Origin of the sequence: Acinetobacter kanungonis (assembly GCF_009939195.1) — a bacterium.
GTDB lineage: Bacteria > Pseudomonadota > Gammaproteobacteria > Pseudomonadales > Moraxellaceae > Acinetobacter > Acinetobacter kanungonis.
Genome location: NZ_JAACKC010000005.1, coordinates 29,923 through 47,900 on the forward strand (window position 1 = coordinate 29,923; position 17,978 = coordinate 47,900).

17 protein-coding genes are annotated in these 17,978 nt (G+C 40.9%); 5 read left to right on the plus strand and 12 right to left on the minus strand.

Annotated features, from left to right (window positions below):
* Positions 1-32: 32 nt before the first annotated feature.
* A complete protein-coding gene (locus tag GWK51_RS11005; protein WP_161933738.1) occupies positions 33-2,204 on the minus strand; it encodes a TonB-dependent siderophore receptor in 2,172 nt (723 codons plus the stop codon).
* Positions 2,205-2,424: 220 nt separating this feature from the next.
* Between GWK51_RS11005 and lpxB the strand changes: the two genes are divergently transcribed.
* Entirely contained in the window at positions 2,425-3,594 is a 1,170-nt protein-coding gene (lpxB, locus tag GWK51_RS11010; RefSeq protein WP_161933739.1) for a lipid-A-disaccharide synthase, read from the plus strand.
* Positions 3,595-3,610: 16 nt separating this feature from the next.
* On the opposite strand, the gene GWK51_RS11015 is transcribed toward lpxB, so the two are convergent.
* Complete coding sequence (locus tag GWK51_RS11015) at positions 3,611-4,534, minus strand: AraC family transcriptional regulator (RefSeq protein WP_161933740.1); 924 nt, start codon at positions 4,532-4,534, stop codon at positions 3,611-3,613.
* A gap of 232 nt (positions 4,535-4,766) precedes the next feature.
* Between GWK51_RS11015 and GWK51_RS11020 the strand changes: the two genes are divergently transcribed.
* Complete coding sequence (locus GWK51_RS11020; protein WP_407925983.1) at positions 4,767-5,948, plus strand: alkane 1-monooxygenase; 1,182 nt, start codon at positions 4,767-4,769, stop codon at positions 5,946-5,948.
* A gap of 75 nt (positions 5,949-6,023) precedes the next feature.
* Here GWK51_RS11020 and GWK51_RS11025 read toward each other — a convergent pair whose 3' ends face one another.
* From GWK51_RS11025 to GWK51_RS11045, 5 genes are all read right to left on the minus strand, one after another.
* Positions 6,024-6,509, minus strand: a complete 486-nt coding sequence (locus GWK51_RS11025; RefSeq protein WP_161933742.1) for a GNAT family N-acetyltransferase — start codon at positions 6,507-6,509, stop codon at positions 6,024-6,026.
* 85 nt (positions 6,510-6,594) lie between these two features.
* Entirely contained in the window at positions 6,595-7,794 is a 1,200-nt protein-coding gene (locus GWK51_RS11030; RefSeq protein WP_161933743.1) for an acyl-CoA dehydrogenase family protein, read from the minus strand.
* Positions 7,795-7,820: 26 nt separating this feature from the next.
* Positions 7,821-9,107 carry an acyl-CoA dehydrogenase family protein gene (locus GWK51_RS11035; RefSeq protein WP_171519176.1) on the minus strand — a complete coding sequence of 429 codons (1,287 nt, stop codon included), beginning with the start codon at positions 9,105-9,107 and terminating at the stop codon, positions 7,821-7,823.
* 232 nt (positions 9,108-9,339) lie between these two features.
* Positions 9,340-10,713 carry an ABC1 kinase family protein gene (locus GWK51_RS11040; RefSeq protein ID WP_161933745.1) on the minus strand — a complete coding sequence of 458 codons (1,374 nt, stop codon included), beginning with the start codon at positions 10,711-10,713 and terminating at the stop codon, positions 9,340-9,342.
* 147 nt (positions 10,714-10,860) lie between these two features.
* Complete coding sequence (locus GWK51_RS11045; RefSeq protein WP_142768847.1) at positions 10,861-11,163, minus strand: hypothetical protein; 303 nt, start codon at positions 11,161-11,163, stop codon at positions 10,861-10,863.
* 282 nt (positions 11,164-11,445) lie between these two features.
* Here GWK51_RS11045 and prmB point away from each other — a divergent pair, with 282 nt between their 5' ends.
* The 3 genes from prmB (at position 11,446) to GWK51_RS11060 (ending at position 14,282) form a co-directional block, all read left to right on the plus strand.
* Positions 11,446-12,456 (plus strand): 50S ribosomal protein L3 N(5)-glutamine methyltransferase, encoded by a 1,011-nt coding sequence (gene prmB, locus GWK51_RS11050; protein ID WP_161933746.1) that lies wholly within the window; start codon positions 11,446-11,448, stop codon positions 12,454-12,456.
* A gap of 12 nt (positions 12,457-12,468) precedes the next feature.
* Positions 12,469-13,563: a chorismate synthase gene (aroC, locus tag GWK51_RS11055; protein WP_161933747.1), complete on the plus strand. Its 1,095-nt coding sequence runs from the start codon at positions 12,469-12,471 to the stop codon at positions 13,561-13,563.
* 179 nt (positions 13,564-13,742) lie between these two features.
* A complete protein-coding gene (locus GWK51_RS11060; protein ID WP_161933748.1) occupies positions 13,743-14,282 on the plus strand; it encodes a GNAT family N-acetyltransferase in 540 nt (179 codons plus the stop codon).
* Between the two features lie 41 nt (positions 14,283-14,323).
* Here the strand turns inward: GWK51_RS11060 and GWK51_RS11065 are convergent, their stop codons facing one another.
* From GWK51_RS11065 to cydP, 5 genes are read right to left on the minus strand one after another with little or no spacing between them, the layout of a single operon-like run.
* Complete coding sequence (locus GWK51_RS11065; protein ID WP_100240703.1) at positions 14,324-14,623, minus strand: cyd operon YbgE family protein; 300 nt, start codon at positions 14,621-14,623, stop codon at positions 14,324-14,326.
* Between the two features lie 3 nt (positions 14,624-14,626).
* Positions 14,627-14,728: a cytochrome bd-I oxidase subunit CydX gene (gene cydX / locus GWK51_RS11070; RefSeq protein WP_002120988.1), complete on the minus strand. Its 102-nt coding sequence runs from the start codon at positions 14,726-14,728 to the stop codon at positions 14,627-14,629.
* 23 nt (positions 14,729-14,751) lie between these two features.
* Positions 14,752-15,897: a cytochrome d ubiquinol oxidase subunit II gene (gene cydB / locus GWK51_RS11075; protein WP_100240704.1), complete on the minus strand. Its 1,146-nt coding sequence runs from the start codon at positions 15,895-15,897 to the stop codon at positions 14,752-14,754.
* Positions 15,894-17,480 carry a cytochrome ubiquinol oxidase subunit I gene (locus GWK51_RS11080; RefSeq protein ID WP_100240705.1) on the minus strand — a complete coding sequence of 529 codons (1,587 nt, stop codon included), beginning with the start codon at positions 17,478-17,480 and terminating at the stop codon, positions 15,894-15,896. Before GWK51_RS11080 ends, cydB begins: the two co-directional genes overlap by 4 nt.
* Positions 17,480-17,671, minus strand: coding sequence for a cytochrome oxidase putative small subunit CydP (gene cydP, locus GWK51_RS11085; protein ID WP_161933749.1), 192 nt, complete (start codon positions 17,669-17,671; stop codon positions 17,480-17,482). The genes GWK51_RS11080 and cydP overlap by 1 nt, the downstream gene beginning before the upstream one ends.
* Positions 17,672-17,978: the final 307 nt, after the last annotated feature.

Below are 17,978 nucleotides of genomic sequence, written 5' to 3' on the forward strand. Positions count from 1 at the left end.
CCAAGCCTGAGTATTCAGACTTGGCGCATGCATTAATACTTTAATTTCACAGACATCGTATAGTTTGCTGGCTCACCATAAAATGCTTGTCCATCTGGGAAGCTATTTAAGTACTTTTTATCGGTAATATTATTACCGTTGACTTGTAAGCTCACATGTTTGTTGACTTCATAGCTTGCCATCAAGTTGATTAGCGCATAATCATCTTGAGTGATGGTGCTGTTTAAATTTGAGTCATAGAGTTTAATATTGTCTTGCCATTGAAAGCCAGCGCCAACTTTTAATTTAGGTAAAGCAGGTACTGTATACGTTGCCAATAAATTAATGGTTTGATTTGGATTATACGTTCGAGCTGCACCACCATTCTTCAAATCTTTCAGACTAAATTGGGTGTAACCGAATGCCATATTGATGTTATCGGTTAATTGACCTGACAAACCAACTTCTACCCCTTGAGAACGTAAGTCGCTGGTTTGTACTGTGCGATTAAGTGGATTACCATCTGAGCTGCGCAGTGGGTAATTATTTTGATCCGTTCTAAATACCGCAAGAGTTCCTGTTAATTTATTATCTAACCATGAGCTTTTAAAACCGGCTTCGTAGCTCTCACCTTCAACGGGTTTGAGCGCTTGCTTCGAGGTTTCTTCAATCCCTGTTTGTGGTCTGAAGATCGAAGTATAGCTCATATAACCTGTGTATTCTGGTGTGAAGTTATAAGTTAATCCTGTATAAGGAGATAACTTACTTTCATCATAGTTCATCGCTGAACCATAACTGATGCCTTTACTGCTGGCTTCAACATAGTTACCACCTAAAATAAGTTTTAAATCATTACTAAGATGTAAACGTGTGGCAGCATAGTAAGAGTTGATGTTTTGTTTATAGTCGGCTGCATCAGAAAATGCAGACCAAGTGACTGATTTGGGTGTCCAGCTTGCCCAATTGGTTGTGAGTTGTTTTGTATAAGGAATTCCCCCATAGATTTCAGTCACATTATTGATATTGCTGTCATTAATAAAGCCACTAGATTGCTGGTCATTCTGTTCAGATTGAATGCGGCTATATCCGAAAGTGGCTTCGTGTTTTCGATTAAATAAGTCGTAACTTCCTTCAAAATTTAAGTCTGCAAGATGTTGACGTAAATGTTCTTTACCGCCCCAAGCTGTCAGAGAGACACCTGAACCATCGGCTTGTGGATTGCCATAATAATAGAGCAGGCGACTGTTATGTTCTAAATCGTTGTAGTTATAGGTCAGTTTAGCTGCCCATTTATCGCCCAGTTTTTGTTTTAACTCTACAAAAGCATTCTGAGCAGTATTGTCCCAATGTGCCCAGTCAGGATTAGGATTGTATTTTTGATCGTAAACAAGCTGTTGACCATTTGCTCCAAGTAATGGTAAAGCTCCCCAGTTGTTTGCATTAGGTTTATTCTGATTTTGGCTATAACCAACAGTTAACAAGGTCGTGTCAGTCAGATCGGCTTCAATAACTCCTGCAAAACCATTTTTTTCAGAAGAATACCGATCCAAATAAGAATCCCCCGTTTGTTCATAACCCATTAATCGGCCACGAACGCGCCCATCTTGAGTAATAGAACCTGAAATATCTGCTTCATAACGTTCAGTATTCCACGAGCCATAGCTGATGCCAGCATTGGCTTGAAACTCTTTGGTTGGGCGTTTACGAATATTGTTAATTGTCGCGCTAGGGTCACCAAAGGCATTGGAAAGGGCATCAGCGCCTTTGATTACTTCAACTCGATCATAAAAGAACGTATCAGGATTGGTATTATTATAATTCCAATTAGAAAGCGGGTAGCCAACACTATCTGTAAGGATATTTGATATTTCAAAACCTCGAGCCATGTAGGTTGTACGTTCCGTTTCTTGGTTAAGTACCGTAACCCCCGGTGTATTTTTCAATACCTCTCGCGTAGAATTTAAACCAAAATCATCCATTTGCTGACGCGTCACTACATTCACAGTCTGCGGTGTTTCCTGCGCATCAATATTCAGTTTGGTCGCACTACTGCTTTTTTTAACGTTATATGCCTTGGTTTTCTCAGAGCTTTGATTACCTGTTTCATCTGCTTGTAACTGAATGGTAGAGAGGGTTGCAACATCATCTTCGGCAAAACTGAGATTGATATGAGCGATGGTAAGAGCAAGTAGGGAATACTTAAAGAGCGCGGGAGTTTTAGACATGATGAGTGTTAATGTAAATGATTCGCATTAATTTTATTGTTAATTTTAATAATGTTCAATTGTGTAACTATTGTAAATCCAGATGAATTAAAAAGACTTCATGGCTAAATTAGATTTAGAAAGTGGCGTAGTTTTGAGCTTTGGAAGTATCCTAAATATTTCAAAAGCTCCGCCTATGCTAGAATATTCATATGTTTAACTTTGAACAGAGCATGAAGTCTTGAACAACAAAAAACTAAAAATAGGCATCGTTGTCGGTGAGGTTTCTGGTGATACTTTAGGTGCCAAATTAATCCGCAGTTTTCGTGAGCAAGGAATTGATGCCGAGTTTGAAGGGATTGGTGGTCCTCAAATGATTGCGGAAGGCTTCCAAAGCTACTATCCGATGGATATTTTATCGGTCATGGGGATTGTTGAAGTTTTAAAAGATATTAAAAAATTGTTCGCAGTGCGTGATGGACTGGTTGAACGATGGACTAAACAGCCTGTCGATGTCTTTATTGGTATTGATGCACCAGACTTTAATTTGCGCCTCTCGAAAAGTTTAAAGCAAAAACAGTTACCGATTAAAACCATACAATATGTCAGTCCATCCGTGTGGGCATGGCGACAGGGGCGTGTACATGGCATTAAGGCGAGTATTGATTTGGTCCTGTGCTTATTTCCATTCGAAAAAGCATTCTATAAAAAATTCGATGTGCCTGCGGCTTTTGTGGGGCATCCGCTGGCGAGTCAATTGCCGTTAAAAAATGATTTGGTTGCAGCCAAGCAAGAACTTGGGTTAACGACGAATCAAAAACATATCGCTTTATTGCCTGGCAGTCGTCGTGGTGAAGTCGAGCGCTTAGGACCTCTGGTATTACAAGCAGGTGAAATTTTAAGTCAAAAACACCCAGACTATGAGTTTCTTATTCCAGCCATTAATGATGCGCGTAAAAAGCAAATCGAACATTTACTGCAACATTATTCGGATCGTTTCCGCGCGAAAGTTCATTTGCTGGAAAATACTGATACTGAATCGAAAATTGGTCGTCAGGTCATGAATGCCGCCAATATTGTGGCTTTGGCTTCAGGTACGGCAACTTTAGAAGCGATGTTATTGCATCGCCCGATGGTGACCTTCTATAAGCTGAATTCTTTAACTTATTTTATTGCCAAGCTGCTGATCAAGATCCCTTATTACTCTTTACCCAATATTATTGCGGGCAAAAAAGTCATTCAGGAACTGATTCAGAATGATGCGACACCTGAAAATTTAGCCCATGAAATTGAGAAATTGATGGACATTGAAGTATCTCAGATTCAGGTGATGCAGCACATTACCATGCATAAACAGCTTCTTTCTGGCAATAGTGAAGATCCTGTACAAGCTATTTTAAGTCTGGTGTAATAGGTAACGTATTTTTCTATTGCATAAATTGTTGTCTATATTGACTCGGTGTCAGGTCAAATTGCTTTTTAAAAGTTTGACTGAACGCCGTTTCTGAAGCATAACCCACCAAATGGGCAATTTGCTGAACAGTATATTGTCCTTGTCTTAAATACTGCGATGCAATACGTAAGCGATGTTGCTGCAAATAAGCCAGCGGTGGTTCACCCACCATTTGGCTAAATAGTTGTGCGAATTTAGAACGAGACATACAACATTGTTCTGCCAGTGTTTCTACTGTCCATGCATGTTGCGGTTGCCCATGAATGGCAGCCAAGGCATTGGACAATTCAGGATGGGATAGCGCAGATAACCAGTTGTTGCTATCACTTAATTGCAAAATATAATCACGGACACATTCAATAAAAAAAATACTCACCAGATGATCGAGGATTTTGTCACGTCCAGGTTGGACTTGTAGGGTTTCTACGGCAAGGAACTGCAAACCGATTTGTAGCCATTCAGGGATGGTTTGACCATTCATCTGATGCAAATGAATCGATTGGGGGAGTGCATTTAACAAAGGACGCGCCATGATGCTATCCATATGACAGCGAATGGCCAAGATGACGGTTTGTTTGCCTTCACCCGCGCCAAATTCAATACTTTTTTCTCCTGTTTCATCAAAACGATGGGTAATATTTAAGGTACCGACCAAAGGGCTTGGGGTATTCGAGGCACTGTGACTACGACCAGAAGGAATTAACACCAGATCTCCTGCACGGACATGTACTTGCGTAGTGGCATCCAGTTGAATCAGCGCATGCCCTGAAACCATCGCATATGCCACCATGGCACTCTGATCTTCATAATGAAAACACCAGTCGCCACGCGCTTTTAAATACAGGTATTCGGATTTGTTGAGATGAATATCATCAAAAATTTTACTTAGAGCATCCATGCTTTTTCGTTCTGTCTCATCTGTTGAAATATACAAGTATTCAGAATTTGTAATATGTGTTTATAGGACATTGTTTATCAAATTAAGCCAAAGACGATTACATAGTTTTTATGGACGTTTGCAACTTTCGCTCAAGGGCACTTTCAGAAAATATATACATAACAAGAAAAGAAGGAAAGCTTTGCAAATGAATGCAACAGTAAAATTGACAGAATCAGAACTAATACAACTAATGAATACTCCAGTAAAAACAGGGTTAACTTTAGACAAAAAGCGTTATTTGTGGGCAATTAGCCCAGCTTTACCTGTTATTGGCATGGGAATTTTAGCAGGCTATCAGTTTGCGCCACGACCCTTGAAAAAAGCATTTGCACTCGGTGGACCGATATTATTGCACGTGATTATTCCAGCAATTGATGCCCTGATTGGTCATGATCAGAATAACCCGACGGCTGAAGATGTAAAGTTGCTGGAGCAAGATCCATACTATGCGCGTTTAGTGAAAACCTTTATTCCACTGCAATATGCAGCCAATATTTATGCCTGCTACTTGGTTGGACGTAAACAAACCTCTTTGCTGGATAAAGTCCTGTTAGGCATTTCCATGGGGGCTATTAATGGCATTGCGGTAAATACTGCCCATGAGTTAAGCCATAAGTCGAATCGTATCGATCATATCTTGTCGCATCTGGCGCTAGTGCCCACTGGTTATAACCATTTTCGCATTGAGCATCCCTATGGGCATCATAAACGTGCAGCAACCCCAGAAGATCCTGCATCCTCACGAATGGGCGAAACCTTTTATGAATTTTTACCTAGAACGGTCATTGGTTCTTTTAAATCTGCAATTGAAATTGAAAGTAATCGTTTGAAACGTAAAGGCAAAACATTCTGGTCTGTAGATAATGAGTTACTACAAGGCTGGGGCATGAGTGCCACTTTTCATGCCAGCATGATCAAGATGTTTGGTGCGGGCATAACACCCTATTTACTTACGCAATCTTTATATGGCATTAGCCTGTTCGAGATTATTAACTATATTGAACATTATGGATTACTGCGTCAGAAAGATGAGAATGGCAAGTATGAGCGAACCATGCCCGAGCATAGTTGGAATAACAATAATATTGTGACCAATTTGTTTTTATATCAATTGCAGCGACATTCAGATCATCATGCTTACCCAACACGGCCTTTCCAAGCACTGCGACATTTTGATGAAGCACCCGAGTTGCCAAGCGGTTATGCCAGCATGCTTTTACCTGCAATGATTCCACCGTTATGGTTCAAAATGATGGATAAACGCGTATTTAAACATTATGGCGGTGACTTGAATAAAGCCAACATTCATCCTAAACGTAGAGCAAAAATCTTTAAAAAATTTGGTGTACTCGACAAGTTGCTTAGCGCATAACAGTTGAATGCAATTAAAAAAACATCCCAATAGATGACATCAATTACTCTGAATTGATGTCATTTTCTTTGTTTTCTAAAGGATTTTTTCCATCCAAATTTCACAGGCATGGCTATGACCTGTGTGACCTTTGGGTTCTGCTAAATGTTGAAAGCCTAACTTTTCATAAAGTTTGACCGCTTGCCATAGCGATGCAGTGGTTTCCAAATAACAGGCACGATAGCCTTGTGCTAATGTGAAGCTAAAACATTGCTCTAAAATATGTTTGGCAAAGCCTAAACCTCGAATTTCAGGTAAAAAGTACATTTTTTGAATTTCAAATGTTTCAGCATCGCCAGTGAGTGGTGACAGCCCGCCGCCACCTAAAATTTCACCATATGCATTTTCAATGACCCAATAGTGCGCATTTGGTTGATGATAGACCTGATATAAATTATCTAGGATAGGATCGGCAACGGCAAAGCCAGATTCTGCTGCGAGTCCAAACTCTTTAGATACTTCACGGATGATTTGGGCAATTGCAGCATTGTCTTTTTCTTGGAGGGAGCGGATGTGAAACATAAGTGTACGTAAGTTTTTAAACGATGGATTGTTATAGCAAATAATCCATCGTTTGTAAGACAGTTTTATATAGGCAGTATCAACGTTATTTTAGTTCACTCGAACTTTTGCCCAATTCACGTCGGGCAATAATCAGTTGCTGGATTTGCTGTGTACCTTCAAAAATATCGAGAATTTTAGAATCACGCGCCCATTTTTCTAATAGTTCAGTCTCGTTATAGCCCACCGAAGCCGCTAACTCGACACATTTTAAGGTAATTTCGTTGCCAACGCGTCCTGCTTTGGCTTTTGCAATGGATGCTTCTTTAGAGTTTGGCTTTTTGTTGTCTGCCATCCATGTTGCTTTTAACATGAGTAACCGAGCGGCTTCCCATTCTGCTTCCATTTTATAAATTTGCGCGGCAAGGTTAGAACACTGTAAATATGGAGTTGCATAGTTTGAATCCAGCTCTCGATGAAAGATTTCCTTGATACGTTCCAGTGAAGCTTTGGCACAACCAATCGCCATTGCAGCAACCAAGGGGCGTGTGTTGTCAAAGGTTTCCATCACGCCTGCAAAGCCTTTGGCAACATCAATCTCTGCATGACCTAACAGGTTTTTCGCAGGAACTCGGCATTGATTAAAACGGATAACCGCTGTATCCGAGGCTTTAATGCCAAGTTTATGCTCTAATCGTTCCACGGTCATACCTGCTGTGCCTTTGGGTACGACAAAAGACTTAATTGCGGCTCGACCAAGTTTTTTATCAAGCGTCGCCCAGACCACAACAGAATCTGCACGTTCGCCCGAAGTGACAAATATTTTTTCACCATTCAGAATATAGTCATCGCCATCTTGAGTGGCGGTAGTGCGAATAGCTGCAGAATCCGAGCCACAATTGGGTTCGGTAATTGCCATGGCAGCCCAAGTTCCTTGGAAACGTGTTAATTGTTCATCATTGGCAACAGCAGCAATGGCCGAATTACCCAGCCCTTGGCGTGGCATAGATAGCAGTAGTCCAGTGTCGCCATAACACATTTCCACAATGCCTAATGCCGTCGACATATTTACGCCATTTTTATTGTGCTTGTCCTGCGTGCCGCGTTTACCCACCGCAGCACCTGCATTTATGCCTTCACCACCATCATTCATGCCATCCAGTAATGAAGCCAGCATGTCCAGTTCTTTCGGATAGGCATGTTCGGCTTTGTCGTATTTACGCGAGATGGGGCGCAGTACATTTAGTGCAACTTCATGGGCTTGATCAAGCAGGATTTTAAATTTTTTAGGGTTTTGTAAATTCATTGGAAATAGACCTTTATTTTATTGTTTTAAGCATGTAAGCCTGAATGTAAGATGGCGGTAGCACGCAAATCACGATACCAACGTTCAACAGGATGTTCTTTGGTAAAGCCGTGACCACCCAGAATTTGTACACCGTCTGTGCCTATTTTCATGGATTTTTCAGCACACAGTAGGCGTGCCAAATAAGCTTCACGGTGAAAAGGTTGACCTGCTTCCGTCAAACTCGCAGCATTCAGTATCAACATCCGCATGGCATCAATTTCTATTGCCATGTCTGCAATCATGAATGCTACGCTTTGACGATGCGAAATCGGTTCACCAAAAGCCATCCGATCATTGGCATAGCGAATACAATAGGCTTTAACCGCTTCACAGGTGCCTACCGCCATGGCACACCACATAAGATTCCCCAAGTCTAGAAAAGCACTGTAGTCAAAGTCTTCATCGCCTAGACGTTCTGCAGGCGTATTTTGAAATTGTAAAGTCATGGTTTCTGTGGCTTTTAAGCCCATGGCTGGACTTTTTTGCGCAGTAATCGAAGAATCACGTTTAACCAAAAATACATCGGGTAGACCTTGAAACTCAGCACTAACCAGAAACAGATCGGCAGTTTCGCCAAGCATCACCAGTGTTTTTTCACCATTTAAAAGGTAGTGACCATTTATGAGCTGGGCTTTGGTTTTAAGCTGCATGGGATTAAATGCAGGCGTATTTTCCTGTACCGCAAAACTGGCACGAATATCACTGTCTGCAGCAAAAGCAGATAAATACTGGTCCTGAACTGGCTCGGAACCCCATTGGGTAATGGCATTAATCACACTAAAGGTCGAAAGCATTCCTGCGGTTAGGCTGAAATCACCTTGGGCTAAGTGCTCTGCAATCAAAATATGGCTGATGATGTCTTTTTCACTGGCGACACCGCCAAAAGATTCGGGTAATGCATAATAATTTAAACCCAATTCATTTATATCCATCCAAAGTTGCTGTGGAAATTGCTCGTCATGATCGGCTTGATGGGCAAGCGGGTAGAGAACTTCGGTTGCAAATTGACGCATGGCATCGCAAGTCATCTGTTGTTCTTCAGTTAAACTCAGATCAAATAATGATTTGCTTTGATTGGGTAAGCGTTGCTTTGAATGTGCATCCGTGGCTTTAAATAGTTTTTGGGTTTTACTTAAGGTTTTAAAACTGGTTTTAGAACCTTGATATAAAGATTTTTCCACAAATTTTCTGAGCTTGAGCTGATCAAGCACATCGCTGCCTGCAATTTTTGTAATCAGTGATAAGCCTAGTCCTTGTGCCTTATTGACCATATTTGTCATTATTTTCGTTCCATATGAGCTTTATTGCTATTTTAATGCTGACATGGCGGTAACTAAAAAACTATGTCATTGTTGACATGCTAGATTGTCAAAGATAAACGGTAATTGGTGTGGTAAAATTGTAATAATTATTTAATTTATATAAATATTTTAAAATTGGATTATAGCTAAAAAGATAGGGGATTGACTAGAATGACAATCGTGCCATTCTAGTCTGGGTCATTTAAATGAAAGTTTTAATCATGTCACGGACATTGGTTTTGGCGTCAATCACGGTCATGAAGGTATAGGCACCAATAAATTTACGGCTAATAAACATAAATTCTTTAGGCGGTACACTGAAATAACGTGAAGCCATTGATTTAGACGCTTGCTGCATGACGCGGCTATGTAATTGGCTTTTTTTCCAGTCATAGCGGTATTGCTCGTCCATGACGCCAGCAGGCAATTCTTTGTTGTTCGCAGGACAGCTAAAAGCTTCAGTTGCCAATAAAAAGACTTTAGCCATATCAGGTTTGATACTTTGCGGAATTGAGTCGAAGAACTCATAACCTGTCATGGCATTAACCATGGACTGCGGATCATGCTGATAGCCTGCATGAATGAGATTACGCGCAACTTTTAACAGGTGCTGGTCAAATTGACGAATTGCACCGAAGTCTAGTAGTACGATTTGATCAGGTTGCTGCTCACCATCACCCAAACGAACTAAGTAGTTGCCAAAGTTCGGATCGGTCTGCATTTCGCCCCATTCAAAAATCTCACGAACGGCAATTTCTAAAGAGGCTTCGCCCAACAGATTACGACGGGTTTGTGGTAAAGAAAGCATGACTGGGCTGTTAATTGGCACACCACGTTCGAAGGTCATGCAAAGAATCTGGTCGGTACAGAACTCATCCATAATTTCTGGCACGATATAACGTGGGTCATCTTTTAAACGCTCAGCAAAACGACGCGTCGTTGCGGCTTCAATGTCATAATTCACTTCACGGTGCATCATGTCGCGAACTTCTTCAAACCACTGATCAAATTCACGGGTTTGCGGCACCATACGCGTCAGTTTTAGCATGTTTTTAAACAGACTCATATCTGAGTCAATCGCATCTGCAACGCCAGGGTATTGAATTTTCAGGACTAGTTCTAAACCATCAGACTTACGTGTGGCGCGGTGCACTTGCGCGAGGGATGCCGTGCCTAAAGGCTCATGATCAATGGTCAGTTCATGCAGCTTATCGCCCAACTGTTGTTCTAGGTGCTGCTTAATTGCAGGCCAAGCAAGTGCAACAGTTTGGTTGTTTAAAGTATTGAGTGCTTGGGTAATTTCCTCAGGGAGAAAATGTTCGCCATACAGCGCCATCATTTGCCCAATTTTCACAATTGAGCCTTTGAGCTTGCCAATCTCGGCCACAAGATAGTTGGCCTGTTCTTTCATGGCTTGCTTACGTTTTTTTTCTTTTTCAGCTTCGCTAGAAAACATTGACGTCGCATTGGAGGCTGCCCAACGTGTACCAGCCAGTAAGGATGCTTTAGCGATAGATAAGCGACGATCCATAGAGGAGGTTTTAAGTTGTTTGAGCTTATCGTTCTGATCTGACATTCAATGCAATCCTTAATCAGCAATTCACAGAAAAGTTAATTGTAACGGATATTAACGTGTCTTCACGTATTAAAAAAGTTTAACTTGCTGAATGACACCGTTTTTTTGGTTCTACATGAAAATTATGTACAAATCAGAAGATGCGGTTTACATATGAAATTTAATTTTCAGAGTTTCCTTGTTGGACAGCTGTACTTTATGGCTTTGTATGTAGTCCGTAATCATGGCGTGGACACTGCTATGGCTAAAGCCGTGTGCATAACCTTTGACAATGACAATACTAGGCAAACAAAAAAATAAATATTTTGCGTCGTCTAGGGTCGGGTTGCTGTAGATGTGTTGTTCAGATAATTGCTGTATTAAAAATAACTTTTCGGATTGAATCTCTGAAGATTCGTTATTCCAATAATTCTGGCGCATAGCCATCAGGTTGTTATGTTTGTAACTCATAGCGAGAAGAAGAGTAAATAATGCCTTATATATAAGATGCGAACATGTCAGTTTCAAGTTGCTTTTTTAGAGAATAGTGGATGTTTTGTATCTTTATATTTGAGCTTGCTCAATCTAGGATCATTTCGTTGAATGGGGTATGGACTAGAAAATTTGTATTCAATTGCATGTGACTGAAAAATGGAATGAAATACAGGAGAAACAAAGTTAAGCATTATAAAATCAGGCAAAACAAGGTATCATAAGCCGTTTTTATGATTCTGAACTTTGGAGACGCCTTAAGTGGATCGACCGACTATTAGCCCTGAATATTTACAGGAAGCCGCTGAAACGCTTACCACGATTCGTGATTTTATCCGTTTTGGGGTGACAGCATTACGTCAATACGATGCACATTTAGGTCAAGGTACAGAAGACTTTTTTGCTGAAAGTTCAGCGCTGGTGTTACAGACGTTGTCATTGGACTGGAATGCAGACTCAGAAATTCTAGATGCAAAATTATTGGCCAGTGAAAAGGCTGAATTTCTTCAGTTGCTTGAACGCCGTATCAATGAAAAAGTTCCAACGTCATATCTATTGAACTTGGCTTACTTCTTTAATAAGCCATTTTATGTCGATGAACGTGTACTTATTCCGCGTTCGCCAATTGCTGAATTGATTGAAAACCGTTTTGCACCGTACTGTTTAGATGAAAATGGTGAAATGCGTGCAGCGGACAATAATCTTCCAGCCAATACGCAACCTAAAACACCACAACGCATTTTAGATATGTGTACCGGTTCAGGTTGTATCGCGATTGCTTTGGCCTATGCTTTCCCAGATTCTGAAGTTGATGCGACGGATATTTCTAAAGAAGCTTTGGAAGTGGCGTCAATCAACACTGAACATCACAACATGCAATATCAAGTTGCCTTGTTAGAGTCAGATTTATTCTCAAAAATTCCTGCTGAAAACCAGTACGACTTAATCGTATCGAATCCGCCGTATGTCGATGCGGAAGATATGGCTGACTTGCCTGATGAATTCCGTCATGAGCCAGAATTGGCGTTGGCTGCGGGTCAAGATGGTTTAGACTTAGTCCGTAAAATGCTGGCTCAAGCGACAGACTACTTAACTGAAGATGGTTTGATTGTCATTGAAGTGGGTAATTCTGAATGGGCTATGAAACAAAACTTTAATACCATTGATTTCCACTGGTTGAAATTCCAAAAAGGTGGTTCAGGCATCTTTGCTTTAACAGCTGCACAATGCCGTCAATTCCGTGATTTATTCATTCAATCTGTTCAAGCATAAGGAGTCGTGAACATGGCAGGTAATAGTATTGGACAACTCTTCCGTGTAACGACCTGTGGTGAATCTCATGGTGTAGGCTTGATGGCGATTGTGGATGGTGTACCGCCAGGACTTGAGCTTTCAGCAGAAGATTTACAAAAAGATTTAGATCGCCGTAAACCGGGGACTTCAAAGTTCGCAACCCAGCGTAAAGAACCAGATGAAGTTGAAATTATTTCAGGGGTTTTTGAAGGCAAAACTACGGGTACGCCAATCGGTTTGTTAATTCGCAATACAGACCAAAAATCGAAGGATTATGGCAATATTGCGCAGACTTTCCGTCCGAGTCATGCGGATTATACCTACACACAAAAGTACGGCTTCCGTGACTATCGTGGTGGCGGGCGTTCAAGTGCGCGTGAAACCGCAATGCGTGTAGCTGCAGGTGCCATTGCAAAGAAATATCTAGCGGAAAAATTCGGTATTTTGATTCGTGGTCACGTCACCCAAATTGGTACTGAAAAAGCAGAAAAGTTAGATTGGAATGAAGTTCCGAATAACCCATTTTTCTGTGGGGATGTCGATGCAGTGTCACGTTTTGAAGCTTTAGTTACTTCATTGCGTGAACAAGGTACCAGTTGCGGTGCTAAATTGGAAATTTTGGCTGAGAACGTGCCAGTAGGTTGGGGCGAGCCAGTTTTTGACCGTTTAGATGCCGATATTGCACATGCCATGATGTCCATTAATGCCGTAAAAGGTGTAGAAATTGGCGATGGTTTTGCAGTTGCGGAACAGTTTGGTCATGAGACTCGTGATGAGTTGACTACCGATGGTTTCTTGGCAAATCATGCTGGTGGTATTTTAGGTGGTATTTCTAGTGGTCAAACCATTCGTGTTGCTATTGCACTCAAACCGACTGCAAGTATTACCACACCTGGTAAAACCATTAATATCGATCGTGAAAACACAGATGTACTGACCAAAGGTCGTCATGATCCATGTGTTGGTGTACGCGCTACGCCAATCGCAGAAGCAATGTTTGCAATCGTGTTGATGGATCATTTCATGCGTCACCGTGCGCAAAATGCCGATGTGGTTGCGCCATTTGCGCCGATTGAACCGAAATAAGGATCTAAAAAAACCAGTTCTGAGGAGCTGGTTTTTTTTATGGGTTTTATAAAATAGCCTAAGCTTATTCGTCATTGGCATTTTTAATTCTAGGTGGCTTAACTCAATCAAAATGATATTTGTCGAATAAAATTAAGCAGACTCATTTTAATAAAATAGAAATATAACAGAGGGTATGCATGACATCAGAATTGACTTTCCGTAAAGCATCAATAGATGATATTTCACAATTACTGGATTTAATTAATCGGGCTTATCGTGAACAAACAGCTCGAAGCTGGACAAATGAGGCTGAGCTTGTTGCAGGCTTAAGAATTGATGAACAGCAATTACGACAGGCATTCGCGAATCAAGACTTCCATTTGTATGTTGCTGAAATGAGCCATGAGCACTCAAGTTCAGCAATCGTGGCGTGTATTGGTTTGAGTTTTAATCTTAATGAAGTTGAAATTGGAACTTTCAGTGTAGACCCGAGTTTGCAAAATACCGGAATTGGTAAAACCACACTTTCTTTTGGAGAAGAACAGGCACTTTTGATTCAGCCGAATCTTGAAGCATATGTCATGTATGTATTGGATGTACGCACTGAGTTAGTTGCCTATTATCAGCGTCGGGTTTATCAGCTCACTGAACTTAAAATTCCATATCCTATAGAAGCGAATGTGGGTCAGCCATTAAGACCTATTGAGTTACAGCACATCCTTAAAACCATTCGATAAGCCATGATATTAAAAAAGCCCTCATCAAGAGGGCTTTTTAGTTAGGCGAGGAACCAAGTGTAATATCCCCATAGCATCAGGGGCCAAGCAATGAAAGGGCTGAATAGCCACTTCCAGAGCCAGAAGCGTGGAATAAAGCCGACGCCGTAAATAAAACCACCTGAGATGCCAATCATGATAAACATCATGGCACGGTGACTATATTCACCGTTGGCATCCAGCATTGCACTTGGATGAACCAGCAAAACTGCAGCCAGAGGCAATGCCAACAAAAAGGACACTGCCATGACCAGTTTATTTGGTTTTTTTGGCTGTTCTGTTGTCATTGCTACTTCTGTCATGGTTTATTCCTCATCTAAATCTTGATGATGTTCGATATACAGGGCACTGAGTACACCAGCAAAGCATGCCATCAAAATACCGAGAATCCATGCAAAATACCACATAATTTATTCTCCTAAGCATTGCCTTAGTAAAGGCTATGTGAATTCTCTTGAATATGTTTCTTGGTAATAACGCCCCACATTTTGTAGTAACACCAAGTGGTATAACCCAAGATAATTGGTACGAAAATACATGCAGCAACAGTCATTACAGTCAGTGTAGTTTGGCTAGATACCGCATCCCACATGGTTAAGCTTGCAACAGGGTTGATGCTTGAAGGCATAAGGAATGGGAATAACGCGAAACCAGCAGTTAAGATTGCACCGATAATTGAGCAAGAAGTTCCAAGGAATGATAAGCCTGCTTTATTTTGACCTGCAGCGAGAATCACAATGAGAGCACCTAAAATCGCAAGAACTGGCGCAACAATTGTAATTGGATAAGTGCTGTAGTTATTCATCCAGCCTGGGTTAGCATTTGTCAGTACTTCTTTTGCTAAAGGATTGGCTACACCATTGGTATCAAACGGAGTTACTAAGGTATAACCCTGAATACCACCGAAGTATAACCATGCACCTGCTGCTAGGAAGCAGACGAGGAATACAATGCCCATTAACTGTGTTGCTTTCGCGGAACGCTTTCTTAAATCACCATCAGTACGAAGCATCAGCCATGCACCACCATGCGCACAAAGCATGGATAAACTTACAATACCGCACACTAAAGCAAATGGATTAAGTAGGGCAAAGAAGCTGCCTGTATAAGTTGAACGAACAGTTTCATCTAAAGTAAACGGTACGCCCAAGAACATATTGCCAAATGCCACACCAAAGACTAGCGCAGGAACAGCACCACCGACACATAGACCCCAGTCCCAAGACGTGCGCCATTTGGTGTTTTCAAGTTTAGATCGGTAGTCGAAGCCTACTGGCCGTAAGAATAAGGCAAATAAGACCAATAACAGCGCCCAGTACATTCCTGAGAAGGCAGTTGCATAAACCATTGGCCATGCAGCAAATAATGCACCACCCGCGGTAATAAACCAGACTTGGTTACCATCCCAGTGTGGAGCAATCGTATTGATTGCTGCACGACGTTCTTCATCATTCTTGCCTACGAATGGCATGATTGCCATTGAGCCCATATCGAAACCATCGGTGAGGGCAAAGCCAATCAGTAAGACACCAACCAACACCCACCAAATAATTTTGAGAAGTTCATATTCGATCATGATTGAGCCTCCCCAACAGAGTTATCTTGAGCAGCATTTTTTTCGAAGTGATATTTGCCAGTATGGAGTGCACTTGGACCAAGGCGAGAGAACTTAATCATCAAGTACATTTCAATAATCAGAAGTACTGTGTAGAACACGGCCAATGCTGTGATAGAACCCCAAATGTCAGCAGTTGAAAGTGTAGAAGCAGACAAGTGAGTTGGTAATACTTCACCAATTGTCCAAGGTTGACGACCTACTTCAGCTACATACCAGCCTGTTTGTGCTGCAATCCAAGGAAGCGGTAAAGCAAATAATGCGAATTTAAGTAACCAAGGTTTGTTTTCAGCATTACGTTTAGCCACAGCAAAAGTTGCCAAAACGAACAGCAATAACATTAAGAAACCAGAAGCCACCATTGCACGGAATGCCCAGAACAAACTTGGTACATGCGGAATAGTGTCTAAAGCTGCAGATTTGATTTGATCTTCAGAAGCATCTACAACGTTTGGTGTGTATTTTTTCAAGAGTAGACCGTAGCCTAAATCTTTTTGCGTGTGTTCAAAAGCGGCTTTCAGTTCAGGAGATGTGTCACCTGCACGAAGTTTCTCAAGTTGAGAGTATGCAACCATACCATTACGAATACGTTCTTCATGTTGAACTAAAAGGTCTTTAATACCAGTTACTTCTTTTGTTGTAGAACGTGTTGCAATGATCCCCATGACATATGGAACTTTAATTGCATAGTCAGTGGTCATGGTTTCTTTGTTTGGAATACCGAACAAAGTAAATGGTGCTGGTGCAGGGTGTGTATCCCATTCTGCTTCAATTGCAGCAAGTTTGGTTTTTTGAACATCACCTAACTCGTAGCCAGATTCATCACCGAGTAAAATAACAGAGAGTGTTGATGCCAAGCCGAAGATTGCAGCAATGGCAAAAGAACGGCGAGCAAATGGCACATCACGTTTTTTCAGTAGGTAATAACTTGAGATGGCTAATACAAAGATAGCGCCAGTCACATAACCTGCAGAAACGGTGTGTACAAATTTAACTTGGGCAACAGGGTTGAAAATCAACGCGCCGAAATCTACCAATTCCATACGCATGGTTTCGTAGTTAAATTTGGAACCGACAGGATTTTGCATCCAGCCGTTTGCAACCAAAATCCAGAGGGCGGACATATTTGAACCCAGTGCAACCAGCCATGTCACAGCTAAATGTTGTACTTTGGAGAGTCTATCCCAGCCGAAAAAGAATAAACCAATAAAGGTTGATTCAAGGAAGAAAGCCATTAAGCCTTCAATCGCCAGTGGTGCACCAAAAATATCGCCTACATAGTGCGAATAGTATGCCCAGTTTGTACCGAACTGGAATTCCATGGTCAAACCAGTAGTCACCCCGAGTGCGAAGTTAATACCGAAGAGTTTCCCCCAGAATTTAGTCATGTCTTTATAAATTTCTTTGCCAGAAATGACGTACGTCGTTTCCATAATGGCAAGAATAAAAGCTAGACCAAGAGTAAGTGGAACAAAAATAAAGTGATACATCGCGGTCATTGCAAATTGGAACCGCGAAAGATCGACCACGCTTTCAGAAATCATCAACGTGTCTCCTTGATTTGGGAAGGACTGCCAGCAATACGCTCAGCAACTTGATTGTCAAAGTTTTTGGGAATAGTCGGTGCATCAAACCAGATATGTTTAATCGTGAGTAAGATAACGACCTTAATTATTAATATGATCGTTATTTCACGAACTAGACGTTGGTTAGAATCTTTTGGAACTAAGCTCATACGAATAAGCCTGTTTTTGAAACTTACTGTGTATTATTAAACAAATTTATACAAAAAATAAATAGGGAATACACTTAAAATAAAAATATATTATTAAGTGTATTTAAAACAATAAGTTGTAATCAAAAATGATGTTTTTTATTCTAAATTTTTCATTAAATAAACCTGACTAAAACACTTATATTTAAATAAGATAAAATCCGACAAAAATACTTATATTTAAAAAATATAAAACCAAGTGTTTTAGTCTATTTAAAAATAGACCAATAAGTAAACTGGAGCATAAAGATCGGATTTAAATTTTGCT